This window comes from Paenibacillus sacheonensis, from assembly GCF_009909195.1.
GTDB classification, from domain to species: Bacteria; Bacillota; Bacilli; order Paenibacillales; family Paenibacillaceae; genus Paenibacillus_Z; species Paenibacillus_Z sacheonensis.
In genome coordinates, this window is the sequence record NZ_JAAAMU010000024.1 from 61,828 (window position 1) to 86,972 (window position 25,145).

Here is a 25,145-nt window from a genome sequence, read left to right on the forward strand (position 1 = left end):
GAAGCCGCTGTCCGCGTGCTAGTGTTTGAAATGACGAACGCCCGTTACGACCATGGCGATGTTATTCGCATTCGCGACCGCGATGGACTCTTCGTCCTTGATGGAGCCGCCAGGCTGGATGACGGCCGTAATGCCCGCTTTCGCGGCCATCTCCAGCGTATCGCCCATCGGGAAGAATGCATCGGACGCCAGTACGGCGCCTTTGGCTTTGTCGCCCGCTTGCTCGATTGCGATGCGCGCCGCGCCGACGCGGTTCATCTGGCCTGCGCCCACGCCGACCGTCATGTCGTCCGCCGCGAGCAGGATGGCATTGGACTTCACGTGCTTCACGACTTTCCAGCCGAAGAGCAGCTGCTTGAGCTCTTCTTCCGTCGGCTTGCGGTTCGTCACGACTTTGATGTCGTCTTCCGTCAGACTGTGCACGTCGCTCTCCTGTACCAGCATGCCGCCGTCCACGCTCGTGACGAGCCATTCCGGCTTGCGCTCCCCGGCCGCTTGCAGCTCGCCGAGCTTCAGCAGACGAATGTTCTTCTTCTTCGTGAGAATGTCGAGCGCGTCTTGCGTGAAGCTCGGCGCGATGACGATTTCCAGGAAGATCTCGCTGAGCAGCTGCGCCGTATCCGCGCCGATCTCGCGATTGGCCGCTACGATGCCGCCGAAGATGGACGTCGGATCCGCGGAGTAGGCTTTCTGGTACGCTTCGTGGATGTCTTGGCCGATGCCCACGCCGCAAGGATTCATATGCTTCACAGCGACGACGGCCGGCTCGTTGAATTCCTTCACGATGGCCAGCGCCGCGTTCGCGTCGTTGATGTTATTGTAGGATAATTCTTTGCCGTGCAGCTGTTCCGCTGTCGTGACGTTGCCTTGCGCCGCAAGCGGTTTGCGGTAGAACGCCGCCTTCTGATGCGGGTTTTCGCCGTAACGAAGGTCTTGTACTTTCTCGTAGGTGACCGTCAGGCTCTCCGGCAGCGGGTTGCCCTGCAGCTTGGACAGGTAATCGGAGATCAGCGCATCGTACGCGCCGGTGTGACGGAATACTTTCGCCGCCAGCGCTTTGCGCGTATCGAGCGTCGTGTCGCCGCCTGCTTTGACTTCGTCGAGCACGGTTTGGTAGTCCGCCGCGTCAACGACGACGGTGACGAACGCGTGGTTCTTCGCAGCCGAGCGAAGCATCGTCGGGCCGCCGATATCGATGTTCTCGATCGCGTCTTCGTACGCTACGCCGGGCTTGGCGATCGTCGCCGCGAACGGATACAGGTTCACGACCACGAGGTCGATGTAGTCCAGGCCGAGCTCCTGCATCGCTTTCTGATGTTCTTCGTCGTCCCGCACGGCCAGCAAGCCGCTATGTACCGCGGGATGCAGCGTCTTCACGCGTCCGTCGAGAATTTCCGGGAAACCCGTTACGTCGGAGATGCCGATGACCGGCACGCCTTCCTTTTCCAACAGGCTCGCCGTTCCGCCCGTCGAAATGATTTGAACGCCCAGTCCGGCAAGCGCCCGCGAAAATTCCACAATTCCCGTCTTGTCCGATACGCTGATCAGTGCTCTGCGAATAGTCACAATGATACCTCCTGAATGATATAGTGCGCGGCTGCTGCGAGCCCGCTTCTTCTATAGGTTCTGTTCTACCGAATTCCGCCGATGTAATGCTGCTTGGTGCACCTCTTGTGCCCGAAAACGCCGTTTCCCGGTCTTGTCTATCGCACAACTACATGACGTCCGTCCAGCTCCACCGCGCCGGCGGCGATCCGCCCGACGACCCACGGGAGCAGCTGCTGCTCCGCCCTGTGCATGCGCGGGGCCAACGACTCCAAGGTCTCGCCATCGGCGATCTCGACGACACGCTGCGCGATGATCGGACCGCTGTCGAGGCCGCCGTCCACGAAGTGGACCGTGACGCCGGTCAGCTTGACGCCGTAATCGAGCGCCTGCTTCATGCCGTTCACGCCCGGAAAAGCCGGCAGCAGCGACGGATGCACGTTGATCATCCGGCCGTAATAAGGCTCCACCAGCACCGGCGTGATGATCCGCATGTAGCCGGCGAGCACGATCAGCTCGATTCCGCGGCGCCGAAGCTCCGCGAGAATCTCCGCATCATGCGCTTCGCGCGCCGCATAATCCTTCGGCCGGAACACGAACGTATCGATGCCGGCCTCCCGAGCCCGCTCGACCACGGGAGCTCCCGGCCGATCACAAACAAGAAGCTCGAGGCTTGCGCCATCGAGCCTGTGTTGTTTTGCCGCTTCCGCCAGCGCGCCGAAGTTGGTTCCTTGGCCCGAGGCGAATACGGCAACACGAAGTCCTGCCATTAGACGTCCGCTCCCGTGAAGGTCACGACACGGCTGCCTTCCGTTACTTTGCCGATGATGTAAGCATCCTCGCCGAGCTCTTTCGCGGCGCGAAGCGCTTCTTCCGCCTGCTCGGCGCCGACGACGACGATCATGCCGACGCCCATGTTGAACGTCGTGAACATGTCGCGGTTCGTGATGCCGCCCTTCTCCTGCATCAGCTTGAAGACCGGTTGGATCGGCCACGAGCCGTATGCGATTTCCACGTTGACGCCTTCCGGCAGCACCCGCGGAATGTTCTCGATGAAGCCGCCGCCCGTAATATGCGCCATGCCTTTCACCGTCACGCGGTTGATCAGCTCCAGCACCGATTTCACGTAGATGCGGGTCGGCTCGATGATGACTTCGCCCAGCGTTTTGCCTTCCAGCTCCGGCAGTTTCTCGTCCAAGCCGTAGCCGGAGTTGTCGACCAGCAGACGGCGAACGAGGGAGTACCCGTTGCTGTGAATGCCGCTCGATGCCAGACCCAGCACGACGTCGCCCGGCCCAATCGTCTTGCCGTCGATGATCTTCTTCTTGTCCACGATGCCGACCGTGAAGCCCGCGATATCGTATTCGTCGCCTTGGTACATGCCTGGCATTTCAGCCGTTTCGCCGCCGATCAGGGCGCAGCCGGACTGCACGCAGCCGTCGGCGATGCCTTTGACGATCGCTTCGATCTTGGCAGGCTCGACTTTGCCGCAAGCCAGGTAATCCAAGAAGAAGAGCGGCTCCGCGCCTTGCACGATGATATCGTTGACGCACATGGCAACGGCGTCGATGCCGATCGTGTCATGCTTGTCCATGGCAAAAGCGACCTTCAGCTTCGTGCCTACGCCGTCCGTACCCGATACGAGTACCGGCTCCTCGTACTTGTCTTTGTTCAGTCCGAACAGTCCGCCGAAACCGCCAAGGTCCGTCAGCACTTCCGGGCGGAACGTTTTCTTCACGTGCTTCTTCATGCGTTCGACCGCTTCGTTGCCTGCCGCGATATCGACGCCGGCTTGTTTATACGCTTCTGCCACGCTGGGTCAGCTCCTTAAAGGTTTTTGCGGGACAATCCCGCCTCCGGTCGCCCGAAGGTTGTTGAATCTCTATTTAAAAAGCGAGAGCGCGCATAAAAACGCGCAAGCTCCCCCGGTCTTATAAAAATGGTCGAGCGCAGCGAAGAGGCCGGAGGCCGATGTGAAGTCGGAGAAACGCAAGTGGTCGCCTTTGTAGATGGAATTCAACCGCAAAGGTTGAAATTCAAAGAACTCCATCTACAACAGCGATCGGAGACTCACATCGGCCGGAGGCCGCCCCCCGTAGCCCCATCCCGCAGCTCCCTAGCAGCTGCAGCTCTTCTCCGAAGTCGGATCGACCGGCGTCGGATAATCGTTGTCGAAGCAAGCGAGGCACATGCCCCGGTTGTACTCGCCGTCGTTGCCGCCAACCGCCTCGATGAAACCTTCGTTGCTTAAGAAGTACAGCGAATCCGCATTGATGGCCTGACGAATCTCTTCCACCGTCTTCTGCGAAGCGATAAGCTCCTTGCGGTCCGGCGTATCGATGCCGTAGTAGCAGGGATTCTTGAACGGCGGCGACGTGATGCACACATGCACTTCCGTCGCGCCGGCTTCGCGAAGCATGTTGACGATACGCAGGGAGGTCGTGCCGCGGACGATCGAATCGTCGATCATCACGACGCGTTTGCCTTCCACCACTTTGCGGACGGCGGACAGCTTCATCTTGACGCCCTTCTCGCGCAGCTCCTGCGAAGGCTGGATGAACGTCCGGCCCGTGTATTTGTTCTTGATCAGTCCCAACTCGTATGGAATCCCCGTTTGCTCGGCATAGCCGATTGCCGCCGAGATACTGGAGTCCGGCACGCCGGTCACGATATCCGCATCGATAAACGATTCCAACGCCAGCTGGCGTCCCATCCGCTTGCGGGCGGAGTGGAGGTTGATGCCGTTGATGTCGCTGTCGGGACGGGCGAAATAAATGTATTCCATCGCGCACGTGGCGCGGCGCTCCAGCTTCTCGAAACGATCGACGCGCAGGCCGTCCTTATCCAGAACGAGCAGCTCGCCCGGCTGCACGTCACGTTCGTACTCGGCGCCCACGGTTTCCAGCGCGCACGTCTCCGACGCGAACACGTAGCCGTCGCCCAAACGACCCATGACAAGCGGTCGCAGGCCGTGCGGATCGGAAGCGACCAGCAGCTTGTCGTTCGTCATGATGAGGAACGCGAAGCCGCCGATAATGCGCTGCAGCGCATCCTTCGCCGCGCTGACGAAGTCCTTGCTCGAACGCGCGATCAGATGCGCGATGACTTCCGTGTCGCTCGTCGTTTGGAAGATCGAGCCCTGCATCTCCAATTCCTTGCGGATCGAAGGTGCATTGACGATGTTCCCGTTCGTGGCGACGCCGAGGTCGCCGTCCCGGTATTTGAAGATCAACGGCTGCGCATTCGCCAGCTTGCTCTCGCCGGCCGTCGAATACCGGACATGCCCGATGACGCGGTCGCCGGGCAGGCCTTCCAGCGCGGTTTGGTCGAACACTTCCTTCACGAGACCCATGTTGCGATGGTACGAGAACTTGCCGCTGGCGGATTCCACCGTGGCCATCCCCGCGCTTTCTTCGCCCCGGTGCTGCAAGGCATGAAGACCGTAGTAGCCGAGCGAGCAGGCGTCCGGCACGTTAAACGCGCCGAACACCCCGCACTCCTCGCGCAATTTATCGAAAATATCATCGCGGCCGATGCCTTCGTTGTAATGATCGCCCAACCACAGCTTCGGCAGCTGTTTTATTTTTTCATCAGACATGGAATCGCATCCTTCCAGACCTTCTCCAGTTGCTCAACCGGCGCATTGACGCCCGGTTTGCCATTGATGTTGATGATCAGTCCGCTGCTGCGTACGACGCCGATGATTGCATTCGGAACGCCTTGCTCCGTCAGGTATTGCGCAAGCTTGTCCGCTTGATCCGCTTTCGCCGAAAGCAGGATGCGGGATTGGGTTTCGCTGAACAGCGCAGCGTCCGCGCGCAGGTCAGTCACGACATTGACTTCGGCGCCGAGCTTGCCGCTGATCGCGGATTCCGCGACCGCGACGGCCAGGCCGCCTTCGGAAAGGTCATGCGCCGATGCGACAAGGCCTTGCTTGATCGCGCCAAGCACGCCCTGCTGCAGCTTCTTCTCGACCGCGAGGTCGATTTGCGGCGGACGGCCTTCGCTCTTGCCTTGAAGGACGTACTGCAGCTCGCTGCCGCCAAGCTCGTGCTTCGTTTCGCCGGCGAGGATGATGACGTCGCCTTCGGCTTTGAAGCCTTGCGTCGTGATGTGGTCCACGTCTTGCACGAGGCCGACCATGCCGATAACCGGCGTCGGGTAGATCGCGCCTTTGGCATTTTCATTGTACAGGCTGACGTTGCCGCCGATGACCGGCGTATCCAGCACGCGGCAGGCTTCGGAGATGCCGTCCGCGGCTTTCTCGATTTGCCAGAACACTTCCGGCTTCTCCGGGTTGCCGAAGTTCAGGTTATCCGTGATCGCGAGCGGTTCCGCGCCCGAGCAGACGATGTTGCGCGCCGCTTCGGCGACGGCGATTTGCCCGCCGACTTCCGGATCGAGGAACACGTAACGGCCGTTGCAGTCCGTCGTCATCGCGAGCGCCTTGCGCGTGCCGCGAATCGTGACGACCGCCGCGTCGGAGCCCGGTTGAACCGCCGTGCTCGTGCGCACCATGTAATCGTATTGGTTGTAGACCCACTCTTTGCTCGCCACCGTCGGCGAACCGAGTACTTGTTTCAGTGCATCCGTCAGATCCGTTACTTCCGGGTAAGCCGTCGTGTCGATCGCCGCGTTCGCTGCATAGTAAGCAGGCTCCTTGGACGGTTTGTCGTACATCGGGCACTCGTCGACGAGCGCTTTGACCGGCATGTCGGCGACTTCCTCGCCTTGGTGGAACAAGCGGAGACGTCCGTCATCCGTAACTTTGCCGACCTTCACGCAGATAATGCCCCAACGGTCGAAAATTTCTTGCGCTTGCGCTTCATGCTGCGGCTCGACGACGAAGAGCATGCGCTCCTGCGACTCGGACAGCATCATTTCGTACGGCGTCATGCCTTCTTCGCGCTGCGGCACCTCGTCGAGGTAGAGCTCCAGGCCGTTGCCGGCTTTGGATGCCATCTCCGCGCTGGAGCAGGTCAGGCCCGCCGCGCCCATATCTTGAATGCCGACCACGATGCCGGAATCGATCAGTTCCAATGTCGCTTCCATAACCAGCTTCTCCATGAACGGATCGCCGACTTGGACGGCCGTACGCTTCTCTTCGGACTCTTCGGAGAGTTCGACGGAAGCGAACGTCGCGCCGTGGATGCCGTCGCGGCCTGTCGCAGGACCTACGTAGAACACGGGATTGCCTACGCCTTTGGCCACGCCGCGCTGGATTTTGTCGTGATCGATGAGGCCGACGCACATCGCGTTGACGAGCGGGTTGCCCTCGTAGCTCTCGTCGAACATGACTTCGCCCGCCACGGTCGGGATACCGATGCAGTTCCCGTAACCGGCGATACCGCCGACCACGTGCTCGAACAAATATTTAACGCGCGCGTTTTCCAGGTTGCCGAAACGCAGGCTGTTCAGCAGCGCTACCGGACGCGCGCCCATCGAGAAAATGTCGCGGATAATGCCGCCGACGCCCGTTGCCGCGCCTTGGTACGGTTCAACCGCGGACGGATGATTATGCGATTCGATTTTGAACACGACCGCTTGGTTGTCCCCGATATCCACGATGCCCGCGCCTTCGCCCGGTCCCATGAGGACCTTCGGGCCGTCGATCGGGAACTTCTTCAGAATCTTCTTGGAGTTCTTGTAGGAGCAGTGCTCCGACCACATGACGCTGAATACGCCGATCTCGGTGTAATTCGGCTTGCGTCCGAGGAAACCGCAAATCAATTCGTACTCGTAATCCGTTACGCCAAACTGCGTGTAAATGCGCTGATCCGCGATTTGTTCCGCCGTCGGCTCCTTAGCCGTTAACTGCTGCGCCATGTTGTTCCCTCCATGCGTTCAAAATCGATGTAAACATCCGTTTGCCGTCTTCCGAGCCCAGCAGTTGATCCACCGCGCGCTCCGGATGCGGCATCATGCCGACCACGTTGCCGCGCTCGTTGCTGATGCCGGCGATATTCTTAAGCGATCCGTTCGGGTTGTTATCGTCGCCCGCATACCGGAACACGATTTGGTTGTTCGCTTCAAGCTGCGCGAGCGTCTCGTCGTCGCAGTAGTAGTTGCCTTCGCCGTGCGCGATCGGAATGTTGATGATCTCGCCTTGGCTGTATTGGTTGGTGAATGCCGTGCCGTTGTTCACGACTTCGAGCGGCGTTTGGTGGCATCTGAACTTCATGCCGCTGTTGCGGAGCAGCGCACCAGGGAGCAGGCCTGCTTCCGTCAGAATTTGGAACCCGTTGCAGATACCGAGGATGAACTTGCCGGCTTCCGCCGCTTTCACCACTTCGTTCATGACCGGAGCGAATTGCGCGATCGCGCCGCAGCGCAGGTAATCGCCGTACGAGAAACCGCCGGGCACGAGAATCGCGTCATAAGCGGACAGGTCTGTCGCCGTATACCATACGTAGTCGACCTCTTGGCCGATCGTATCTTCGACTGCTTTGTAGCAGTCGATATCGCAGTTGGAGCCTGGAAAAACGATTACCGCGAACTTCATCGTGTTACCCCTCCAATTCAAAGCGGAAGTCTTCAACGACCGTATTCGCGAGCAGCTTCTCGCACATCGCCGTCACGCGCGCTTCGGCTTCTGCTCGGTCGGACGTATCCAGGTTCAGCTCCATGTACTTGCCGATGCGGACTTTGCCGACTTCCTCGAAGCCCATCGTGTGCAGGGCGCCTTGTACGGCGCTGCCTTGCGGGTCGAGCACGTTCTCTTTGATCGTTACGTAGACTTTAGCCTTCATTAGGGGGGTCGCCTCCTGGAAAATGGTTGATTGCTTGGATGGGAGCGTTCCGCAAATGCCGGGAGTTCCCGCCTCCGTCGCTGTTGAACTTGGGGAAACGTGAACAATAACCTCGCGGTTGTTTCCCAAGTTCAAAGGCGATCGCTAACGCTCTTCGTCGGGAATCCCGCATTTGCTCCACCCATCCGGGTACACCTTTTTGCATGATGCTCTTGGGAGCGGCATGCGCGCTGCGCGGGCTTTCGCCGCGCGCGGCGGGTTATTCACCGGCGGCCTGTGCGCCGCCGGGTGGTACATTGCGCCGCGGGCTTGCGCCGCTTGGCGTTGTTGATTTTTTGGCCAGCGGGCTTGTGCCGCTTGGCGGTTGCCTTTGGGCCGGCGAGTTTTCCGCCGCTCGGCGAGTTGCTGCGTGCCGGCTGGGTGGCGCCGCACGGCGATTTATGTGATGCGGGGCATCTTTGCTTGTCCCGCGTGTTGTTGGAATTGGTGCAAGTATTCGAACGCGTTCGCCTGAGCGCAATCCACGCAATCCAGGCTAGCTATACAACTCGTGCAGCACCAGGCCCTGCTCAGCAGAAGCTAAGCGCACGCCCGAATATTGCACATCGTGCAATTTTCAGCCCGCGAATTAGCTGAAATCGCTCGATTGTTGCACTTAATACAGCTTTCTAGTCCCGAAACAGGCTCAAACGTAACTTTCCGTGCCTCATTGTTGCATATTGAGCAACTTTGGAGCTTACCGGCCTGTTCTAGACGCTGAATTGTTGCATATTGTGCAACTTTGGAGCGGATCGCATTAGCCCAAGGCCACGGACAAGTAAGTGCCGAGCCTTGCTTCGCTCTGACTCGCACTGGGCTGTCGCCCTGGCTCGCCCTGAGCTGCCGCTCTGACTGGCTCTGACCGGCTCTGACTAGCTCTGACTGGCTCTGACCGGCTCTGACTGAACAAGCCCGCTAGTTCAGCGGCTTGCCGGTCAGCGCTTCGTAGATCGCCAGATAGCGGTTGGTCGTTTCTTGAACGACCGCTTCCGGCAGCGGAGCCGGCTTGCTGTCGCGGTCCCAGTCGGATCCGAGCAGGTACGTGCGAACCGGTTCTTTGTCCATGCTGTCGATTTCGATGTCGAACGCATAGTTCGCTTTCGCCCAGAAACGGGAGGAGTCCGGCGTGAAGATCTCGTCGATCAGGATGACTTTGCCGTCGATAAGGCCGAATTCGAATTTGCAGTCCGCCAGGATGATGCCGCGTTCTTCGCAGAACGCGCGGGCGAATTCGTACAGCCGGATGCTTTTGTCGCGAAGCTCCTCGGCGAGCTCGGCGCCGACCATCTCCTGCATGCGCGCGAACGGGATGTCCTCGTCATGGCCGACGTCGTTCTTCGCCGCCGGCGTGAAGATCGGCGCCGCGAAGCGTTCGTTCTTCCGCAGGCCGGCCGGAAGCTCGATGCCGTTAATTCCCGATGCGTTCACATATTGTCTCCAACCGCCGCCTGTGATATAGCCGCGCACGACGCATTCGATGTCGATCCGCTCCGCTTTCTTCGTCACCATGATGCGGTTCTTGAGCAATTCCGGCTTCGTCACGAGATCCCCCAGCCGATGCACGTCCGTGTGAACGACGTGATTGGCCATGAGTTCCGCCGTCTGCTCGAACCAGAAAGCCGACAGGCGGTTCAGCACGTTCCCCTTCTCCGGCACGGCCGGATCCAGCACGTAGTCGAACGCGCTGATGCGGTCGGTCACGACGATCAGGAAATGCTCGCCGAGATCATACAGTTCACGAACCTTGCCTTTATAAATAAGCGGCGCCTTGATATATTCCGCGGCCGTGGACAATGCTTGCGTCATTTCTCCCTCTCCTCCTGCCCCATTCAAGGGCTTGAAATTTTTTTAAAAGGTTTGTACGGAGCAGGAGAAAACAGTCTGTAGAAGCTAAGGTGAATGCTGCATTCCCAGGCCCAGCCTAGAAATGCACTAATCACCTGAAGCGTTCGCCTTTGTACCCGGAATTTCTCCGAACAGGATAAATTCAAAAAATTCCGGGTACAACAGCGATCGAAAGACGTTTTCTCATGCGGAGTATGCTTTTAAATAAGTTCAAGCCGCTTGAATATCGTATCGACATGCTTCAAATGCCAAGCCGGATTGAAGCAATCGGCGATCTCGTCGGCCGACAGCTGGCTCGTGATCTCCGGCGTCGACTCGATGATGTCGCGGAATTGGCGCTGTTCTTCCCATGCCTGCATCGCGCGCGGCTGTACGGTGTCGTACGCTTGCTCGCGGCTGAAGCCTTTGTCGATCAGCTTCGTCATGACGCGGCCGGAGAACGGCACGCCGAACGTACGCTGCATGTTGCGTTTCATGTTCTCGGGGAACACTTGCAGGTTCTTCAGGATGTTGCCAAGACGGTTCAGCATGTAGTTCAGCAGCATCGTCGCATCCGGCAGGATGATACGTTCCGCCGAGGAATGGCTGATATCGCGCTCATGCCAAAGCGTCACGTTCTCGTACGCCGTCAGCATATGGCCGCGAATGACGCGGGACAGACCGGAGATATTCTCGCAGCCGATCGGGTTGCGCTTGTGCGGCATCGCGGACGAGCCCTTCTGGCCCTTCGCGAACGGCTCTTCCACTTCACGGAATTCGCTCTTCTGCAGGGCGCGGATTTCCGTCGCGAACTTGTCGAGCGACGTTGCGACCAGCGCCAGCGTCGCCATATATTCGGCATGGCGGTCGCGCTGCAGCGTCTGCGTCGAGATCGGAGCCGGCGTGATGCCGAGCTTGCGGCAGGTGAATTCTTCGACGAACGGATCGATGTTGGCGTACGTGCCGACAGCGCCGGAGATTTTGCCGAATTGCACGCCGTTCGCCGCATGGCGGAAGCGCTCCAGGTTCCGTTTCATCTCTTCGTACCATAGGGCGAGCTTGAGGCCGAACGTCGTCGGCTCGGCATGCACGCCGTGCGTACGGCCCATCATGGCCGTATCTTTATAAGCAACCGCTTGGCCGCGGAGAATTTCGATGAAGTTCTCGATGTCTTTCTCGAGGATTTCGTTCGCTTGCAGGAGCAGGTAGCCCATCGCCGTATCGACGACGTCCGTGGACGTCAAGCCGTAGTGCACCCATTTGCGCTCGGGGCCGACCGTCTCGGACACCGCGCGCGTGAACGCGATCACGTCATGGCGGGTCTCCAGTTCGATTTCATTGATGCGGTCGATATCGAACGTCGCTTTCTCGCGAAGCGCGACAACGTCCTCGCGCGGGATAATACCCAGCTCCACCCAAGCTTCGCAGGCGCAAAGCTCCACTTCGAGCCAGGCTTTGAATTTGTTCTCTTCGGTCCAAATCGCTCTCATTTCCGGTCTGCTGTAACGCTGTAGCATCAATTAAACCCTCCAAATATTCGTTTCAGAGATCCACGCCAGCGCTTGCTCCGCATTCTCGGCGAGCACGTTGACATGTCCCATTTTGCGTTTAGGTTTGGCTTCATGTTTCCCATATAAATGAATTTTAGGCGCGACGCCCAAACGTTCGGCCGAAGCATCCTGCTCCGCGACCAGCGCGAGCAGCGGCTCCACATGCTCCCCGAGCACGTTCACCATGACGACCGGCGTCAGCAGCGACGTGTCCCCCAGCGGCAATCCGCACACCGCGCGCACATGCTGCTCGAACTGCGACGTCCGGCAAGCTTCCATCGTGTAGTGCCCGCTGTTGTGCGGACGCGGCGCCAGCTCGTTCACGAACAGCTCGCCGTCTTCCGTCAGGAACAGCTCGACCGCGATGAGTCCGACGGCGCCGAGCCCTTCCGCGATGCGCGCCGCAAGCCGCTCGGCCTCCCGCTGAAGCTCCGCGTCGATGCGCGCCGGCACGATGGACAGATGCAAAATATTATCGACGTGAATGTTCTCCGCCGCCGGGAACGTCCGAATCTCTCCCTGCGGACTGCGCGCCGCGATGACGGATAGTTCCTTCTGGAAACGGATGAATTGCTCCACGACCAGCTCGGTGCCCGCCCGGTTCAGCGTCTCGAACGCTTCGTCGACCTCGGCCTCGCCGCGAATGACCCACTGTCCTTTGCCGTCGTAACCGCCCGTCGCCGTCTTCAGCACGCAGGGGAGGCCGAAGCGCGAGACCGCCTCGCGAAGCTCGTCCGCGCTGCGAACCTCCGCATAAGGCGCCACCTTCACGCCTGCCGCTTCGATCGCCCGTTTCTCCCGCAGACGATGCTGCGTCGTGTAAAGCAGCTCGCTGCCCTGCGGCACGTAAGACTGCTCCATCAGCATTGCCGCGACGCCGGCATCGACGTTCTCGAACTCATACGTAATGACGTCCGCGCGCTCGGCAAGCTCCTTGGCGGCATCGCGGTCATCGTACGCCGCGACGATCTGCCGGGCGACTTGCCCGCAAGGCGCGTCAGGCGTCGGGTCCAAGGCGACGAAGCGGTAGCCCATCGCGCTGCCTGCGTTCGCCATCATCCGTCCCAGCTGGCCGCCGCCCAGGATGCCGATCGTCGATCCCGGCAAAATCACTTTCATATCTTTAGCCGTTTCGCTCATAGCGTCTCACTGCTTTCCAGCACTTCGCGCTGAATCCGATCGCGGCGCGCCTGCACGCGGGCTTGTACCTCCGGATCGAAGGCGCCGATGATTTGGCCCGCCAGCAGTCCGGCGTTCGTGCCGCCCGCATTGCCGATCGCCACGGTCGCCACCGGGATGCCGCCTGGCATCTGCACGATGGAAAGCAGCGAGTCGAGGCCGTTCAAGTTCGACGACTTGACCGGAACGCCAATAACCGGCAGGATCGTCTTGGCAGCGACCATGCCGGGCAAGTGAGCGGCTCCCCCCGCCCCAGCGATAATGACCTTCAAACCGCGCTCCGCGGCGCTTTCCGCGTATTCGAACATCAGATCCGGCGTCCGGTGCGCAGAGACAACCTTCTTCTCGTACGGAATTTGCAGTTCGTCCAGAACGTCGCAGGCAAGCTTCATCGTATCCCAATCCGACTTGCTGCCCATGATAACGCCCACTTGTACCGCCATTTGCTTACGACACCCCTTCATAGGTAAAATTCCGCAAAAAAATCCCTCAGCATCGCTCCAAAAACCTGGCATGCTTCGGGATCCCACGAGACCTGCGGCGAAGGCGTTCCCGGCTTCTCCATCCGATGACCGGAATGAGAGGCAGGTACGTGAAGACAACATCAGGCTGCCCCGTCTTGGCGGCAACCTGGATCCTTCGCGGCAATGACTCGTAGTCCGAAAATTGAGGTTTTCGGGTAGATACTCTCGGGCCTGATTCCCAAGGATATACGAGATGAATCGACAAATTTTTATCAAGTTAACTATCTCTAGTTTATCAATCCTCACGTGGAATGTCAACGCAAAAACACGAACATTAACATCGGATTATCTCCGATAGTTCGTATTTAGACACCATTTCATACCAAATGCTTTTCATCCTATCGTTGAGATGATTTATTTTGTCAGAAAACTCAACCAACTTTGTGTTGACTGGAGAGTCAAATCGAGCTATAACTAAGTTGACTGGGCAGTCAACACGGCTCGTCTCCCTTCCATTCTAAGGAGGTCATCCCCTTGAAACCGATCGTGGACATCGAGCGGCTGAGCAAGACCTACGGCAAAAGCCGGGGCATCAAAGACATCACCTTCTCCATCGAAGAAGGCGAAGTATTCGGATTCATCGGACCGAACGGCGCGGGGAAGAGCACGACGATCCGAACGCTTCTCAACATCATCTTCCCTACCTCGGGCAGCGCGCGCATCTTCGGCAAGGACATCGTGGCGCATTCCAAGGAGATTCGAGAGGGTATCGGTTACCTGCCCTCGGAGGTTTTCTATTACGACGACATGAAGGTCATCGACCTGCTCCGTTTCTCCGCGTCGTTCCATCGCTGCCGGAACGAGAAACGAATCGCCGAACTTGCCGAACGGCTCGATCTCGACCTGTCCCGCAAAATCGAGGATCTATCCTTCGGCAACCGGAAGAAAACCGGCATCGTACAAGCGCTGCTTCATGAGCCCAAGCTGCTGATTCTGGACGAACCGACAGGGGGACTCGACCCGCTGATGCAAAATACGTTCTTCGAGCTCCTCAAGGAAGAACGCGCCAAAGGGACGACGATCTTCTTCTCCTCGCACGTGCTCAGCGAGGTGCAGCGCATGTGCGATCGCGTCGCGATTATCAAGGAAGGCGCGCTGATCAAGGTCGAGACGATCGAGAACCTGATGCGCAACAACCTGCGGCATATTACGTTCGCCGTGCAGCAGCCCGAAAGCATCGACCTGTCGGGAATTCGCGGCATCGTCAAGCAAGAGATCCTCGGCACGCATCTGAAGCTGCTGTACGAAGGCGATTTGCGAAGCTTCGTGCAAGGCGTGGCCGAACTTCCCTTCAGCGATATGCTGATCGAGGAGCCGTCGCTCGACGAGATATTCCTGCACTATTACATGAAATAACGGAGCGTGATCGCCATGCTGTTCAGAAGAGAGTTCAAACGGAATTTACGGAGCCTCATCATATGGAGCATCATTATCGCGGGCATTATTCTCATGTACTTAAGCATCTTCCCGTCGATGGCGAAGGAGCAGGCGAACATGGATAACCTCGTCAATGCCGTTCCGGAAGGCATGCAGAAGGCATTCGGCATGGACCGGCTCAGCCTCGGCACCCTGCTGGGGTTCTACGGGATCGAGATTCATCTCATGACGACGCTGCTCGGGAGCATCTACGCGGCCCTGCTGGCATCGGGCATCATCGCCAAGGAGCAGAACGAGAAGACGGCGGAGTTTCTGCTCGCGCTGCCGATCTCGCGACGGACGATCATCGCGCAGAAAGGGCTAGCCGTCCTTGCGAACGTCCTGCTGTTTAACTTCGTCATCGTCGTGTCGTCTCTGATCGGCTTTCAATTCGCGTCCGACCAGGATCTGCCTTACAAGGCGTTCTTCCTGCTCGAGCTCGCGGTGCTGATGATGCATCTGACCTTCGCCGGGATCGCTTTCCTGTTCTCCGCCGTGGCGCGCCGGACGAGATCGATCGTCTCCGTGTCGCTCGGCACCGTGTTCGTCATGTACTTTCTCAGCGTCGTCGCGGGCATCTCCGAGCGGCTGTCCTGGCTCAAATACGTCAGCCCGTTCAAGTACGCCGATTCCGCGCAGATCCTGACCGAGAGCAGGTTCCATCCGCTCTACGCCGTCATCATGGGGGTCGTCATCGCCGGTTGCTTCCTGTCCGCGTACTGGTATTATAGTAAAAAAGACATTGCCGTCTAACGCGCAGAACGAGGTGAGCCCCATTTATCCCGCATTCGCGAAGGTTCCCGCAGAGAAACAGGAGCTCATCCTGACCATATGCATCGAAGAGTTCGCTAAGAACGGGTACGACAACACGTCGACGGACACGATTACCGCGCGCGCAGGTATCTCGAAGGGCATCCTGTTTCATTATTTCAAAAGTAAGAAGAACGTATATATGGCCGTCGTCGCGCATTGCACGCAGCTGCTGATCGACCGGACGATGGAAGAAGTAAACCGCATCGACGCGGCGGATTTCTTCGACCGTCTCAAGGAAATCATCCTCGCCAAGCAGCGGGTGACCTTGCGGTACTTGCCGGAAGCCGAGCTGGTGCAGCGGGCCATGCTGCATCCTCCGAAGGCATTAAAGGAAGAACTCGATGCGTTCTTCGCCGCGCACCAAACCAAATACACGGATCCGTTCATGCTGAACGACCTGTTCAAGACCGACCTGCTGGCATCCGGCCCTCTCCGCGAAGGCGTCACGCCGGATAAGGTGTTCCGCATGGTGATGATGGTGCTGAACCAATACTCCGCTAAATATTTGCAGTTGTATCAAAGCGGAGGTTATACGCACGAAGCGCTGCAGGCGATGCTGATCGCGGAGTCGGAGGATTTTATCGACATGGTGAAGTACGGGGTCTATAGGAAGTAGGAAGCCCGAAGCAACGAATGACAACCAATCGGGATACGAAATAAAGGCATTCGGTCTGCGTCTCTGCCGAAAGACAGGGAAACAGCCGAACGCCTTTTTGTTTTGCCCGTTTTGTTCGTTGGCTCGTTTTGCTCGTTGTTCGTTTTACTCGTTTGCCCGGCGTGCAACTTCATACGCCCCGAGTGCGTTTACTATCTATCCAGAAAGATCCATATAAAACGGACATTAGGGGGAGAATTCCATGCAGCAAAAGACGCTCGTCACGCTGGCGCTGTCGTTTCTCGTTATCTTGCTCGTTGTCTTATGGTTCGTAACGGGCGGGAGCGGAACGGTCAAAACCTTCGAGACGACGATCGACTCCGTCCAAGCCCAGGATCAGGACCAGGATCAGGATCAGAACCAGGATAATGACCGCGGATTGCTCGTGAATTGCTCGGATCAAGTGAACCGCGGCAAACACGGAGACAGGGATGATATCGGTTACCTATGCAGCATCAAAGTAACGGACGGGACCAAGCTTGCGGACGCCGACGGCACGCCGCTGACATTTGACGATTTCGCGAATGGCGATTCCGTTCGAATTACGTTTTCGAAAGGCAAAAACATCAGCAGTCGCCATTTGCGTCAATATAACGCGGCCGAAATCACTCGTCTGCAGCAGGCTCAGGGCCAAGCGCAGGAGCAGCAAGCTCAAGAACAGCAAACCAAGGAACAGTAAGCCGTCTTATGCATTCTGCTTCGACGGACCGTCCACCCGGAACGCGGCTTTCGCCCAGCCGTAGTCGGGATCTTCCAGCGTGCCGTCCTTGTACGTCGAGATCAGCGCCCAGCGTTCCTCGCCGGAGCTGTTCGGATGCGAAGCATGGAACAGCAGGTCGTGAAAAATAATCGCGTCTCCTCGCGAAGCGATCAGATCGACGATACGTCCGGGATCGATATCTTCATCCCGAAGCCGATTGGTGAAGCCTTCTTCCCTGCCCGTAAAATCCGCATGCTCCACATCCTCGTGATGCGAACCGGGGACGATGCGCAGGCAGCCGTTCTCCGGCACGGCGTTGTCCAGCGCGATCCACACGGAAAATTTATGGCTGCCATGCCAGTACGGATAATCCTGATGCCAGGGCGATCCGAAATCCGTGGATGCGCTCTTGAACACCACCTTGTCGCTAAGAAACAGCACATGGTCGCCAATGATCTGCCCGAGGGCATTCGCGAGCACCGGATGCGCCGCTGCCTCCTTGAACGCGGGGCTCGCGACCGCCATGCCGACGTACACGCCCGATTTGTCGACGCCGTTCTTCTCGAGCACCCGTTTGGCTTCCGCTTTCAGCAGAACCGCCTCTTCCTCGTTGAAGAGCTGCTTAAGAACCACATATCCGTTCGTTTCAAACTGCTCCTTCAGCCTTGCATCCATGGGCAGACACCTCTCTCTTGGGTTTCAACCTATTGAACCGCTTTCACGTCAAAGCCATACCTTCTGAAGTACGCCGAAAATTCGGAATGGGGAGCAAGAGCAGTATGTACGACGGATCCCGTCCGGATATTCCTCATTCTCTAGTTTCACTATAGTACCGATTCACGAACATGGGAATCATAAAATGCGGCTTGCCTCCCTATCGCCGTGCGCAACCGATTGGCCCAAATTGCCGCAGAAGATCATCGCACGCTTGCCGACGCATAAAAAAGCACAGCGCCGGTCCGCGCTGTGCTCGAGTCTCTCTCTCTATTTAGCCCTGGCTGCCGATCCAACCGTAGCGCGCGATGATCAGAATCGCGAGCACCCACATGAGCCAGTGGACTTTGTATTTGCCTTTGCCCGACAGGTTGCCGACCGTTGCCAGCAGCACGTACGAGACGATACCCGCGGACACGCCGTTGGCGATGTTGTACGTGAACGGCATCAGCGCGATCGTCAGGAACGACGGAATCGCGAACACCATGTCTTGGAAGTCGATTTCTTTGATCGACTGCACCATCAGCACGCCCACGATGATGAGCGCCGCAGCCGTCGCGGAGCCCGGGATAAGCGAGATTAGGGGCCACAGGAACAGTGCCGCCAAGAAGGCAACGCCAGTCGTAACCGCCGTCAGGCCCGTGCGGCCGCCCTGCGCGATACCCGCGGAGCTCTCGACGAACGCCGTTACCGTACTCGTGCCGAGCATGGCGCCGCCGCTGACGCCGACCGCATCAACGAACATCGCTTTGCCGACGAGCTTCTTGCCTTTTTCCGGATCCTTCATCGCGCCCGCGCGGTTAGCCGTACCGACCAGCGTACCGAACGTATCGAACAATTCCACGAACGTGAACGTCGCGATGATGGAGATCAGACCCGTGTGCCATACGCCTTTGAAATCAAAATCCCAGAAGCTGAGTTCGTTGAAGTTCGGGGACCAGCTTTGGCCTTTGAGCGTTTCGCTCACGTTGACGTTGCCCGTGATGATCGCGATGATCGTCACGCCGATAATGCCGAACAGGATCGCGCCAGGCACGCGCAGTACCATGAGCACGGCGATCAGCAGCACGCCGATCAGCGTCAGGTAGACGCTGGAGCTCTCCAGGCTGCCCATGTGCAGAACCGTTTCGAAGCCAAGGACGTCCGTGAACGTGCCCTTCGGAATGTCGTTCAGCGATTCCACGCCGACCGTCATGATGCCGCTGTTCTTCAGGCCGATGATCGTGATGAACAAGCCGATGCCGACCGTAATCGCATGCTTCAAGCTGTCCGGAACGGCGACGATCAGCATCTGGCGAACCTGCGTGATCGTCAGGATCAAGAAGATGATACCCGAGATGAAGACGGCCGTCAGCGCCATTTCCGGCGAAATCGGCGAATTCGTCGCTTTCGAAGCCAGTACGGTGGTCGCGAAGTACGCATTCAAGCCCATGCCCGGCGCAAGCGCCGCTGGGAAGTTAGCGAACAGCCCCATCGCGATCGTGAAGATACCTCCCGCAAGCGCGGTAGCCAAAAACACGGAGTAGACATTCAGTCCAGCCCCTCCGAGAATGCTTGGATTGACGGCCAGAATGTATGCCATCGTCATGAAAGTCGTAAGGCCCGCCATAATTTCCGTTCTTACATTTGTTCCGTGTTCCTTCAAACGAAAGAAACCACCCATTTTTCTAAAACCCTCCCAAAAAATGTTGTCAGAACAAACAAAGAACCTAGAGAAAAACGCCGACGCTTCGGCATTATTCTCTAGGTTCTACGCAAAAACAAGACACGGAGCCCGCGAATGGACCGTTCGCGCGCGCGTTCTTGCTCTTCGTAGACAGGTCATTTACGGTGACCTCGTAGAGACTCTCAAGCCGATTCTTGAGATTATACGAAAAGACATGCAATTTGTTTGTATTGAGTCTGTGAACATTTTAGCTAGATTATTCACGGCCTGTCAATGGAAAACGTTCGGATATCAGGTTGAAAATAGCGGGTTTTCGTACCGAATGGCAAAAAATCGCAAGAATCGGCCTCGAAATGCAAAAAACCGCCCGAGAATGCTCGAACGGTCTTGTTATTCGCGATAACCCTTACTCCCACTCGATCGTGGCCGGCGGCTTCGACGTCACGTCGTAGACGATCCGGTTCACGTTCTCGACTTCGTTGACGATCCGCACGGAGATCTTCTCCAGCACGTCCCAAGGGATGCGCGCCCAGTCCGCCGTCATGCCGTCGATGGACGTCACCGCGCGAATGCCTACCGTGTAGGAATACGTACGGGCGTCGCCCATGACGCCGACGCTCTTCATGTTCGGCAGCGCCGTGAAGTACTGCCAGATCTCACGGTCGAGACCGGCTTTGGCGATCTCGTCGCGCAGGATCGCATCGGAATCGCGTACGATCTTCAGCTTGTCCTCCGTCACTTCGCCCAGCACGCGGATCGCAAGACCCGGGCCCGGGAACGGCTGGCGCCATACGATCGCTTCAGGCAGGCCGCATTCTTCGCCGACCTTGCGGACTTCGTCCTTGAACAAAGCCTTCAAAGGCTCGACGAGCTTGAATTTGATGTCTTCGGGCAAGCCGCCGACGTTATGATGCGATTTGATCGTTTGCGCCGTCGCCGTGCCGCTCTCGACGATATCCGTATACAGCGTGCCCTGCGCGAGGAATTCGAAATCGTCGAACTTCGCCGATTCCTCCTGGAACACGTAGATGAATTCGTTGCCGATGATTTTGCGTTTCTGTTCCGGGTCGTCCACGCCTTTCAGCTTGCCCATGAAGCGTTCCTTGGCATCGATCTTGACCACTTTCATGTCGAACTTGCCGACGAACGTCTCCATGACGCCTTCGGCTTCGTCTTTGCGGAGCAGGCCGTGATCGATGAACATGCAAGTCAGTTGATCGCCGATCGCCTTATGCAGCAGGATCGCCACGACGGAGGAATCCACGCCGCCGGACAGCGCGCACAGCACTTTTCCGCTGCCGACCTGCGCGCGGATGTCGCGGATCGTGTCGTCGATGAACGTGCTCATGCTCCAGTTGCCTTCGCATCCGCACACGTTATAGAGGAAGTTGCGGATCATTTCGTTCCCTTGCAGCGAGTGGCGCACTTCCGGATGGAATTGTACCGCGAACAGCTTGCGGTCCGGATGGCTCATCGCCGCGATCGGCGCATGGTCCGTGCTGGCATCGACGCGGAAGCCTTCAGGCAGCTGAACGACATGGTCGCCGTGGCTCATCCATACGGTCTGGCGGTTCTCCAGGTCCTTCACGAGCTCGCTGCCCGCGGCGAAATCCACTTCCGCTTTGCCGTATTCGCGCTTGCCGGCGCGTTCGACCTTGCCTTCGAGCTGATGCGCGATCAGCTGCATGCCGTAGCAAATGCCGAAGATCGGCAGGCCCAAATCATAAATCGCGGGATCTACGAGCGGCGATTTCTCCTCATATACGCTTGCCGGTCCTCCCGAGAACACGATGCCTTTCGGCTGCAGTTCGCGGATCCGTTCCACCGAGGTATTGTAAGGCAGCAATTCGCTGTACACGCCCAAATCCCGGATACGTCTTGCAATCAGCTGGTTGTACTGTCCGCCGAAATCGAGGACAACGATCATTTCATTTGGCTTGTTCACTTTTGTAGAAGCCTCCCTCAAATCATTGTGTCAATTATATATAGGCGGTATGGGACAGTCAAGAAAACGAAGGGCCCAAATAAGAGGCGGAAAAATGTAACCGCTACCGCTGGATAAATGATGCAATGACGCGTGCCGCATCGCGCAAAAAGAGCCGGACGGACCCGTTCTCGGCCCATCCGGCTCTCATGCATCGTGATTGGATCAGGCTCACTCGGCCGCGGCTGCGGTAAGCGCCTGCTGTTGCTTGTTCTTGGCCAGCTTCAAGTAGCCGTGCACGTTCTGGAATTCGCTGTCTTCCACGTAGCGCAGCCGGATAGATCCCGCTCCGTCGTCCAGGTAGCTCCGCAGCGCTGCGGCGCCGCCCCCAAGGACGTAGAAGCATTGGATATCCGGATTCTTCTTCCATCGCTTGACGATGAGATCCAGCACCTTGTTCGCCGCGCGGCCGAAGTAATTGTCCACGATCGGACGGATGTCCGCCTGCCCTTCCCCGATACGGTGAATAAGGTAATCGTTGCTCTTGATCTTCTGAATCAGCTTCGTGCGGCTCGGGAAACGGTGTCCGAACTGATCCTCGACGTCCCGGATGATCTGGTCCAGGTAGCCGGCCAGTCCGAACTGCTCGCCCGTGCTGAACTGATTGTCGATGCTCATCCGCTTGATGACCGGGAAGTCCGTCGTCAGCGCGCCCATCTCGCAGATGCCGATGCAGCCGTAGTACAGCTCTTCGTTGCGCACCGCCAAATTGTCGTGCGTCGCCATATGAAACAGCGCGGCAGCGCCCTCGATCGACACGACCGCCCGCTTGATGACGACCTTGATCGAGCGTCCGCGCAGCTTCGGCGTAGAGAGGAAGGTCACTTCATGCTCGCCGACGAGGCGCTCCTCGAACTGCTTATGGAAGCCGGCATACGTGCGGACGGGAAGCCCGGTGCCGACGATATATTCCACGACTTGGCTCGTCTGTCCCTCGGACGGCTGATAGGAGCCGCTCGTGAGACCCGCGTAAGCCAGCGCCGTCAACGCCACGATCAGCGCCTGGTCGCTCGTCGCCTTGTTGTCGGTTTCTTCCAGCTCGGAGTTGTCCTGGTCTTCCATGGCGAGCATGCCAACGAAATACCGCTGGTTGTTCTTCTTCAGCTTCGGGCTGTACACCCGCACGTCCAGCGCCTTCAGCGGCGAATCTTCCTCTTGGAAAATATGCCGTTCGTAGCCCGGCGCGAGAATGCTCGGAATGACGACGGGCTCCGTCGCTCCGTCGATCAACAATTTGATGCTGTCGTTTCCTACGTCTATACCTGCGAGCTTGATCACAATGATTTCCTCCGTTCATGTCTTGAAGCCGGCTCGCCGCCTATGCCTGCTTGGCGAATTCAGCGGCTGGCTAATCCGTATAGTGGCTCATCATTTCGCCATCATCCGACAAATTCCTTTCAGAATGTCGAATTTATTTCAAAGCTAAGCTTTTTGCGAGCGTCTGCCGAAATTAATCGGTATATGTGTTTTCGGCATAATCATCCCAAAACGTTAAGGAGGCAGGCATGAAGAAGAAAAGACGTCTTGCGGGCGGCCGGTATACGTTTCTCGTTCTTCCCGACGACGGCGGTCCTTCCGTTCGGTTTCGGGCCTCCGCCCTCCTCTTGGCGGTTATACCGATCTTGACGATCGCGCTGGCCGGCGCGGCGTCGACGTTCTATCTGCTGCATGAACGCAGCGCATGGAAAGTGGACCGCCTCCAGGAGCAAATCGCCATGAGCTCCGGCTCGTACCGAAGCGAAATCGCCTTCAAGGACGCCTCCATCCTGAATCTCCGGAAGCAAGTGGTCGAATTCGCGGGGCAGGCCGCCGACGTACAGTCGCGCTTGGACGAGCTGGACAAGCTGGCTTCGGCCATGCAGTCCTTCGTCGGCCTGAAGGATTCCTCCCCGCGGGAGAAAACCGCCGAAGACGGCACCGGGGGCGAGCTCTTCACCGCGACCGACAGCGATTACAGGGACTTAGCCGACGGCATGGACGACTTGTACGCCTCGCTGGATGCCGAGATCGACGAGTTGAAAGCGACGCTGACCCGCGCGCATACCGAGGTCGTGAAGAAAAAGCAGCTGCTGCGCTCGGTGCCTTCATTGTGGCCGACGCATTCGCAGCGCATCACGTCGCAGTTCGGCGTGCGGATCGACCCGTTCACCGGCAACCCCGCCAAGCATACCGGACTTGATATCGCCGGACATTTCGGCGATTCCGTCTACGCCGCGGCCGACGGCACGGTAAGCGAGACCGGCTTTACGAGCACGCTCGGCAACTATGTCCTCATCCGCCATAAGGGAAGCCTTTCAACCAAATACATGCATATGTCCCGGATATCCGTCCGAAAGGGCGACGTTCTTAAGCAGGGCGGCGTTATCGGCGCCATGGGCTCCACCGGGCGCAGCACCGGTCCTCATCTTCACTTCGAGGTGCTGGAGCATGGCGTGCCCGTCGATCCGAAACCGTACTTAAACATAGCTATGAAGGAGCTGCCGACTGATGTTCAAGTTTTGGAAGAGAGACAAGATTAGCACGCTGCTGACCGATACGTTCATCGGCGAAGGCACCATCGTCGAAGGCGCGATCCGCTCGGCCGGCAGCGTCCGGCTGGAGGGCCAGCTGCGCGGCGACGTATTCAGCGAGGGAGACGTGGTGCTGGGCGAAAGCGCGTTTGCCATCTCCAACATTACGGCACGGAATGTATTCCTGGCCGGCCAGGTAACGGGGAACGTGCGCATCAGCGGCAAGCTGACGATCGCGGCGACCGGCAAATTATACGGCGACTTGGACGCGGCTACGATCGCGATCGAAGAAGGCGGCGTCTTCCAAGGCAACAGCGCCATGGATACGGGCGAGCCCGTCGTCAGCCCCGTGGAGCGCCGCGGCGGACGCGACCGCCGCGCGGCGGGCGGGTCCGGTTACGACGGCGAAGAGCGCAGGAGCGGTTATGACCGCCGGGACAAGGACGGGCAGTCCGCGCTGCGGCTGAGCCGATTGGCGTCCGATCGGGTCCGCTCCTCCCTCGCGGCGGCGGAAACCGCGGCGGGGCCGGAGGACGCGCCGGCAACGACTCCGGACACTACTCCGGCCGCTCCGGCCGCGCCTGCGGCCGATCCGCTGCGCGAAAGCGGGCGGGCGTTCATGCAGAGCATGCATGGCGGCGGCAGGCAGGCTGGAGCCGCAGCCGAAGGCATCAGCGAGGATGAACGGGCTGCATTGGGCATGCCGGGCCATACGGTCATCGCTGCGGCTTCATTGATCTCAGCAAGCAAGGCCGGACCTATCGGAGATACGGTGGCGGCCGAAGGAAGCAGCGAGGAGCTCCCGGCGGACACGGCCGGGGATCAAGCAGCGAAGGCGGCAGCTGCCGCGGATGGGCTTGCCGAGCTGCTCGATGACGTTACTGCGGCCGCGGACGCGTCGGTAGATGCCGCGCTTGCAGCGGACAGCCTCTTCGGCGGAGAATCCGATAACGCCGCAGCGCCCGCGCCCGCCACAATGGATGCCATGCTCGCAACCGAAGCGCCTTCCGAGGAACTATTCGTCCATGCTGGCAGAGCGCCCGTCGGCGTCGAGTCAGATACCGCCCTTGAAGCGAGCGATTCGTCCCCAAGCACGATCTTCGCCTCCCCTATCGATCCTAACGGCAGCGTCGCGGATGCCATATCTATGGAGCTCGAAACTGTCGATGCCGGCGTGCAGTCCGGGAGCCCCACGGCATCCGGCGCCGGCCCGGACAACGCTTCCCGGAGGGAAGAGGAAGCCGCGGCCTTATTGCGAAATTGGTAGCAGCCAAGGC

General features: G+C 58.7%; 21 protein-coding genes and 2 riboswitches. Of the genes, 6 read left to right on the top strand and 15 right to left on the bottom strand.

All coding sequences use genetic code 11. The features are described 5' to 3' along the window. Nucleotides 1-18 precede the first annotated feature (18 nt). The 11 genes from purH to purE form a co-directional block, all read right to left on the bottom strand. Entirely contained in the window at nucleotides 19-1,566 is a 1,548-nt protein-coding gene (purH, locus tag GT003_RS28380) for a bifunctional phosphoribosylaminoimidazolecarboxamide formyltransferase/IMP cyclohydrolase (protein ID WP_161704370.1), read from the bottom strand. A 137-nt stretch (nucleotides 1,567-1,703) separates the two neighbouring features. Next, complete coding sequence (gene purN / locus GT003_RS28385) at nucleotides 1,704-2,315, bottom strand: phosphoribosylglycinamide formyltransferase (RefSeq protein WP_161704372.1); 612 nt, start codon at nucleotides 2,313-2,315, stop codon at nucleotides 1,704-1,706. Then, the gene (gene purM / locus GT003_RS28390) at nucleotides 2,315-3,358 is read right to left on the bottom strand and encodes a phosphoribosylformylglycinamidine cyclo-ligase (protein ID WP_161704374.1); all 1,044 of its coding nucleotides are present in this window, start codon (nucleotides 3,356-3,358) and stop codon (nucleotides 2,315-2,317) included. Before purM ends, purN begins: the two co-directional genes overlap by 1 nt. Nucleotides 3,359-3,661: 303 nt before the next feature. Then, nucleotides 3,662-5,143, bottom strand: coding sequence for an amidophosphoribosyltransferase (gene purF, locus GT003_RS28395; protein ID WP_161704376.1), 1,482 nt, complete (start codon nucleotides 5,141-5,143; stop codon nucleotides 3,662-3,664). Beyond that, entirely contained in the window at nucleotides 5,125-7,371 is a 2,247-nt protein-coding gene (gene purL / locus GT003_RS28400; RefSeq protein WP_161704378.1) for a phosphoribosylformylglycinamidine synthase subunit PurL, read from the bottom strand. The genes purF and purL overlap by 19 nt, the downstream gene beginning before the upstream one ends. After that, complete coding sequence (gene purQ, locus GT003_RS28405; protein ID WP_161704380.1) at nucleotides 7,349-8,047, bottom strand: phosphoribosylformylglycinamidine synthase subunit PurQ; 699 nt, start codon at nucleotides 8,045-8,047, stop codon at nucleotides 7,349-7,351. The genes purL and purQ overlap by 23 nt, the downstream gene beginning before the upstream one ends. Nucleotides 8,048-8,051: 4 nt before the next feature. Further along, entirely contained in the window at nucleotides 8,052-8,294 is a 243-nt protein-coding gene (gene purS, locus GT003_RS28410) for a phosphoribosylformylglycinamidine synthase subunit PurS (protein ID WP_161704382.1), read from the bottom strand. A gap of 954 nt (nucleotides 8,295-9,248) precedes the next feature. Continuing rightward, entirely contained in the window at nucleotides 9,249-10,139 is an 891-nt protein-coding gene (locus GT003_RS28415) for a phosphoribosylaminoimidazolesuccinocarboxamide synthase (protein ID WP_161704384.1), read from the bottom strand. A gap of 239 nt (nucleotides 10,140-10,378) precedes the next feature. Next, nucleotides 10,379-11,674: an adenylosuccinate lyase gene (purB, locus tag GT003_RS28420; protein WP_161704386.1), complete on the bottom strand. Its 1,296-nt coding sequence runs from the start codon at nucleotides 11,672-11,674 to the stop codon at nucleotides 10,379-10,381. Nucleotides 11,675-11,677: 3 nt separating this feature from the next. After that, nucleotides 11,678-12,847 carry a 5-(carboxyamino)imidazole ribonucleotide synthase gene (gene purK / locus GT003_RS28425; protein WP_161704388.1) on the bottom strand — a complete coding sequence of 390 codons (1,170 nt, stop codon included), beginning with the start codon at nucleotides 12,845-12,847 and terminating at the stop codon, nucleotides 11,678-11,680. Further along, nucleotides 12,844-13,329 (bottom strand): 5-(carboxyamino)imidazole ribonucleotide mutase, encoded by a 486-nt coding sequence (gene purE, locus GT003_RS28430; protein WP_161704390.1) that lies wholly within the window; start codon nucleotides 13,327-13,329, stop codon nucleotides 12,844-12,846. The genes purK and purE overlap by 4 nt, the downstream gene beginning before the upstream one ends. 192 nt (nucleotides 13,330-13,521) lie before the next feature. Then, a riboswitch (purine riboswitch) is annotated at nucleotides 13,522-13,622 on the bottom strand. A gap of 262 nt (nucleotides 13,623-13,884) precedes the next feature. Here purE and GT003_RS28435 point away from each other — a divergent pair. The 4 genes from GT003_RS28435 (at nucleotide 13,885) to GT003_RS28450 (ending at nucleotide 16,973) form a co-directional block, all read left to right on the top strand. Continuing rightward, nucleotides 13,885-14,766 carry an ABC transporter ATP-binding protein gene (locus GT003_RS28435; protein ID WP_170312364.1) on the top strand — a complete coding sequence of 294 codons (882 nt, stop codon included), beginning with the start codon at nucleotides 13,885-13,887 and terminating at the stop codon, nucleotides 14,764-14,766. A 15-nt stretch (nucleotides 14,767-14,781) separates the two neighbouring features. After that, nucleotides 14,782-15,579, top strand: coding sequence for a DUF2705 family protein (locus GT003_RS28440; protein ID WP_161704392.1), 798 nt, complete (start codon nucleotides 14,782-14,784; stop codon nucleotides 15,577-15,579). Between the two features lie 13 nt (nucleotides 15,580-15,592). Beyond that, nucleotides 15,593-16,255 carry a TetR family transcriptional regulator gene (locus GT003_RS28445; protein ID WP_161704394.1) on the top strand — a complete coding sequence of 221 codons (663 nt, stop codon included), beginning with the start codon at nucleotides 15,593-15,595 and terminating at the stop codon, nucleotides 16,253-16,255. Between the two features lie 241 nt (nucleotides 16,256-16,496). Next, the gene (locus tag GT003_RS28450) at nucleotides 16,497-16,973 is read left to right on the top strand and encodes a hypothetical protein (RefSeq protein WP_161704396.1); all 477 of its coding nucleotides are present in this window, start codon (nucleotides 16,497-16,499) and stop codon (nucleotides 16,971-16,973) included. A 6-nt stretch (nucleotides 16,974-16,979) separates the two neighbouring features. On the opposite strand, the gene GT003_RS28455 is transcribed toward GT003_RS28450, so the two are convergent. The 4 genes from GT003_RS28455 to GT003_RS28470 form a co-directional block, all read right to left on the bottom strand. Further along, complete coding sequence (locus tag GT003_RS28455) at nucleotides 16,980-17,669, bottom strand: phytanoyl-CoA dioxygenase family protein (RefSeq protein WP_161704398.1); 690 nt, start codon at nucleotides 17,667-17,669, stop codon at nucleotides 16,980-16,982. 313 nt (nucleotides 17,670-17,982) lie between these two features. Further along, nucleotides 17,983-19,371 (bottom strand): NCS2 family permease, encoded by a 1,389-nt coding sequence (locus GT003_RS28460; RefSeq protein ID WP_161704400.1) that lies wholly within the window; start codon nucleotides 19,369-19,371, stop codon nucleotides 17,983-17,985. Nucleotides 19,372-19,501: 130 nt separating this feature from the next. Further along, nucleotides 19,502-19,602, bottom strand: a riboswitch (purine riboswitch). A gap of 178 nt (nucleotides 19,603-19,780) precedes the next feature. Then, nucleotides 19,781-21,319 (bottom strand): glutamine-hydrolyzing GMP synthase, encoded by a 1,539-nt coding sequence (gene guaA, locus GT003_RS28465; RefSeq protein ID WP_161704402.1) that lies wholly within the window; start codon nucleotides 21,317-21,319, stop codon nucleotides 19,781-19,783. A 210-nt stretch (nucleotides 21,320-21,529) separates the two neighbouring features. Continuing rightward, nucleotides 21,530-22,636 (bottom strand): ParM/StbA family protein, encoded by a 1,107-nt coding sequence (locus GT003_RS28470; protein WP_161704404.1) that lies wholly within the window; start codon nucleotides 22,634-22,636, stop codon nucleotides 21,530-21,532. 227 nt (nucleotides 22,637-22,863) lie between these two features. Here GT003_RS28470 and GT003_RS28475 point away from each other — a divergent pair, with 227 nt between their 5' ends. Continuing rightward, nucleotides 22,864-23,877 (top strand): M23 family metallopeptidase, encoded by a 1,014-nt coding sequence (locus GT003_RS28475; protein ID WP_161704406.1) that lies wholly within the window; start codon nucleotides 22,864-22,866, stop codon nucleotides 23,875-23,877. After that, nucleotides 23,846-25,135 (top strand): bactofilin family protein, encoded by a 1,290-nt coding sequence (locus GT003_RS28480; protein WP_161704408.1) that lies wholly within the window; start codon nucleotides 23,846-23,848, stop codon nucleotides 25,133-25,135. Before GT003_RS28475 ends, GT003_RS28480 begins: the two co-directional genes overlap by 32 nt. Nucleotides 25,136-25,145: the final 10 nt, after the last annotated feature.

What these genes read in the sequence shown, in the direction of transcription:
- purK (WP_161704388.1), bottom strand. Translation starts at nt 12,847, where the DNA reads ATGAGCGAAACGGCTAAAGATATGAAAGTGATTTTGCCGGGATCGACG.
- purE (WP_161704390.1), bottom strand. Translation starts at nt 13,329, where the DNA reads ATGGCGGTACAAGTGGGCGTTATCATGGGCAGCAAGTCGGATTGGGAT.
- purF (WP_161704376.1), bottom strand. Translation starts at nt 5,143, where the DNA reads ATGTCTGATGAAAAAATAAAACAGCTGCCGAAGCTGTGGTTGGGCGAT.
- purS (WP_161704382.1), bottom strand. Translation starts at nt 8,294, where the DNA reads ATGAAGGCTAAAGTCTACGTAACGATCAAAGAGAACGTGCTCGACCCG.
- GT003_RS28460 (WP_161704400.1), bottom strand. Translation starts at nt 19,371, where the DNA reads ATGGGTGGTTTCTTTCGTTTGAAGGAACACGGAACAAATGTAAGAACG.
- GT003_RS28440 (WP_161704392.1), top strand. Translation starts at nt 14,782, where the DNA reads ATGCTGTTCAGAAGAGAGTTCAAACGGAATTTACGGAGCCTCATCATA.
- purB (WP_161704386.1), bottom strand. Translation starts at nt 11,674, where the DNA reads ATGCTACAGCGTTACAGCAGACCGGAAATGAGAGCGATTTGGACCGAA.
- purQ (WP_161704380.1), bottom strand. Translation starts at nt 8,047, where the DNA reads ATGAAGTTCGCGGTAATCGTTTTTCCAGGCTCCAACTGCGATATCGAC.
- GT003_RS28475 (WP_161704406.1), top strand. Translation starts at nt 22,864, where the DNA reads ATGAAGAAGAAAAGACGTCTTGCGGGCGGCCGGTATACGTTTCTCGTT.
- GT003_RS28455 (WP_161704398.1), bottom strand. Translation starts at nt 17,669, where the DNA reads ATGGATGCAAGGCTGAAGGAGCAGTTTGAAACGAACGGATATGTGGTT.
- GT003_RS28480 (WP_161704408.1), top strand. Translation starts at nt 23,846, where the DNA reads ATGTTCAAGTTTTGGAAGAGAGACAAGATTAGCACGCTGCTGACCGAT.
- GT003_RS28450 (WP_161704396.1), top strand. Translation starts at nt 16,497, where the DNA reads ATGCAGCAAAAGACGCTCGTCACGCTGGCGCTGTCGTTTCTCGTTATC.
- purL (WP_161704378.1), bottom strand. Translation starts at nt 7,371, where the DNA reads ATGGCGCAGCAGTTAACGGCTAAGGAGCCGACGGCGGAACAAATCGCG.
- GT003_RS28415 (WP_161704384.1), bottom strand. Translation starts at nt 10,139, where the DNA reads ATGACGCAAGCATTGTCCACGGCCGCGGAATATATCAAGGCGCCGCTT.
- purN (WP_161704372.1), bottom strand. Translation starts at nt 2,315, where the DNA reads ATGGCAGGACTTCGTGTTGCCGTATTCGCCTCGGGCCAAGGAACCAAC.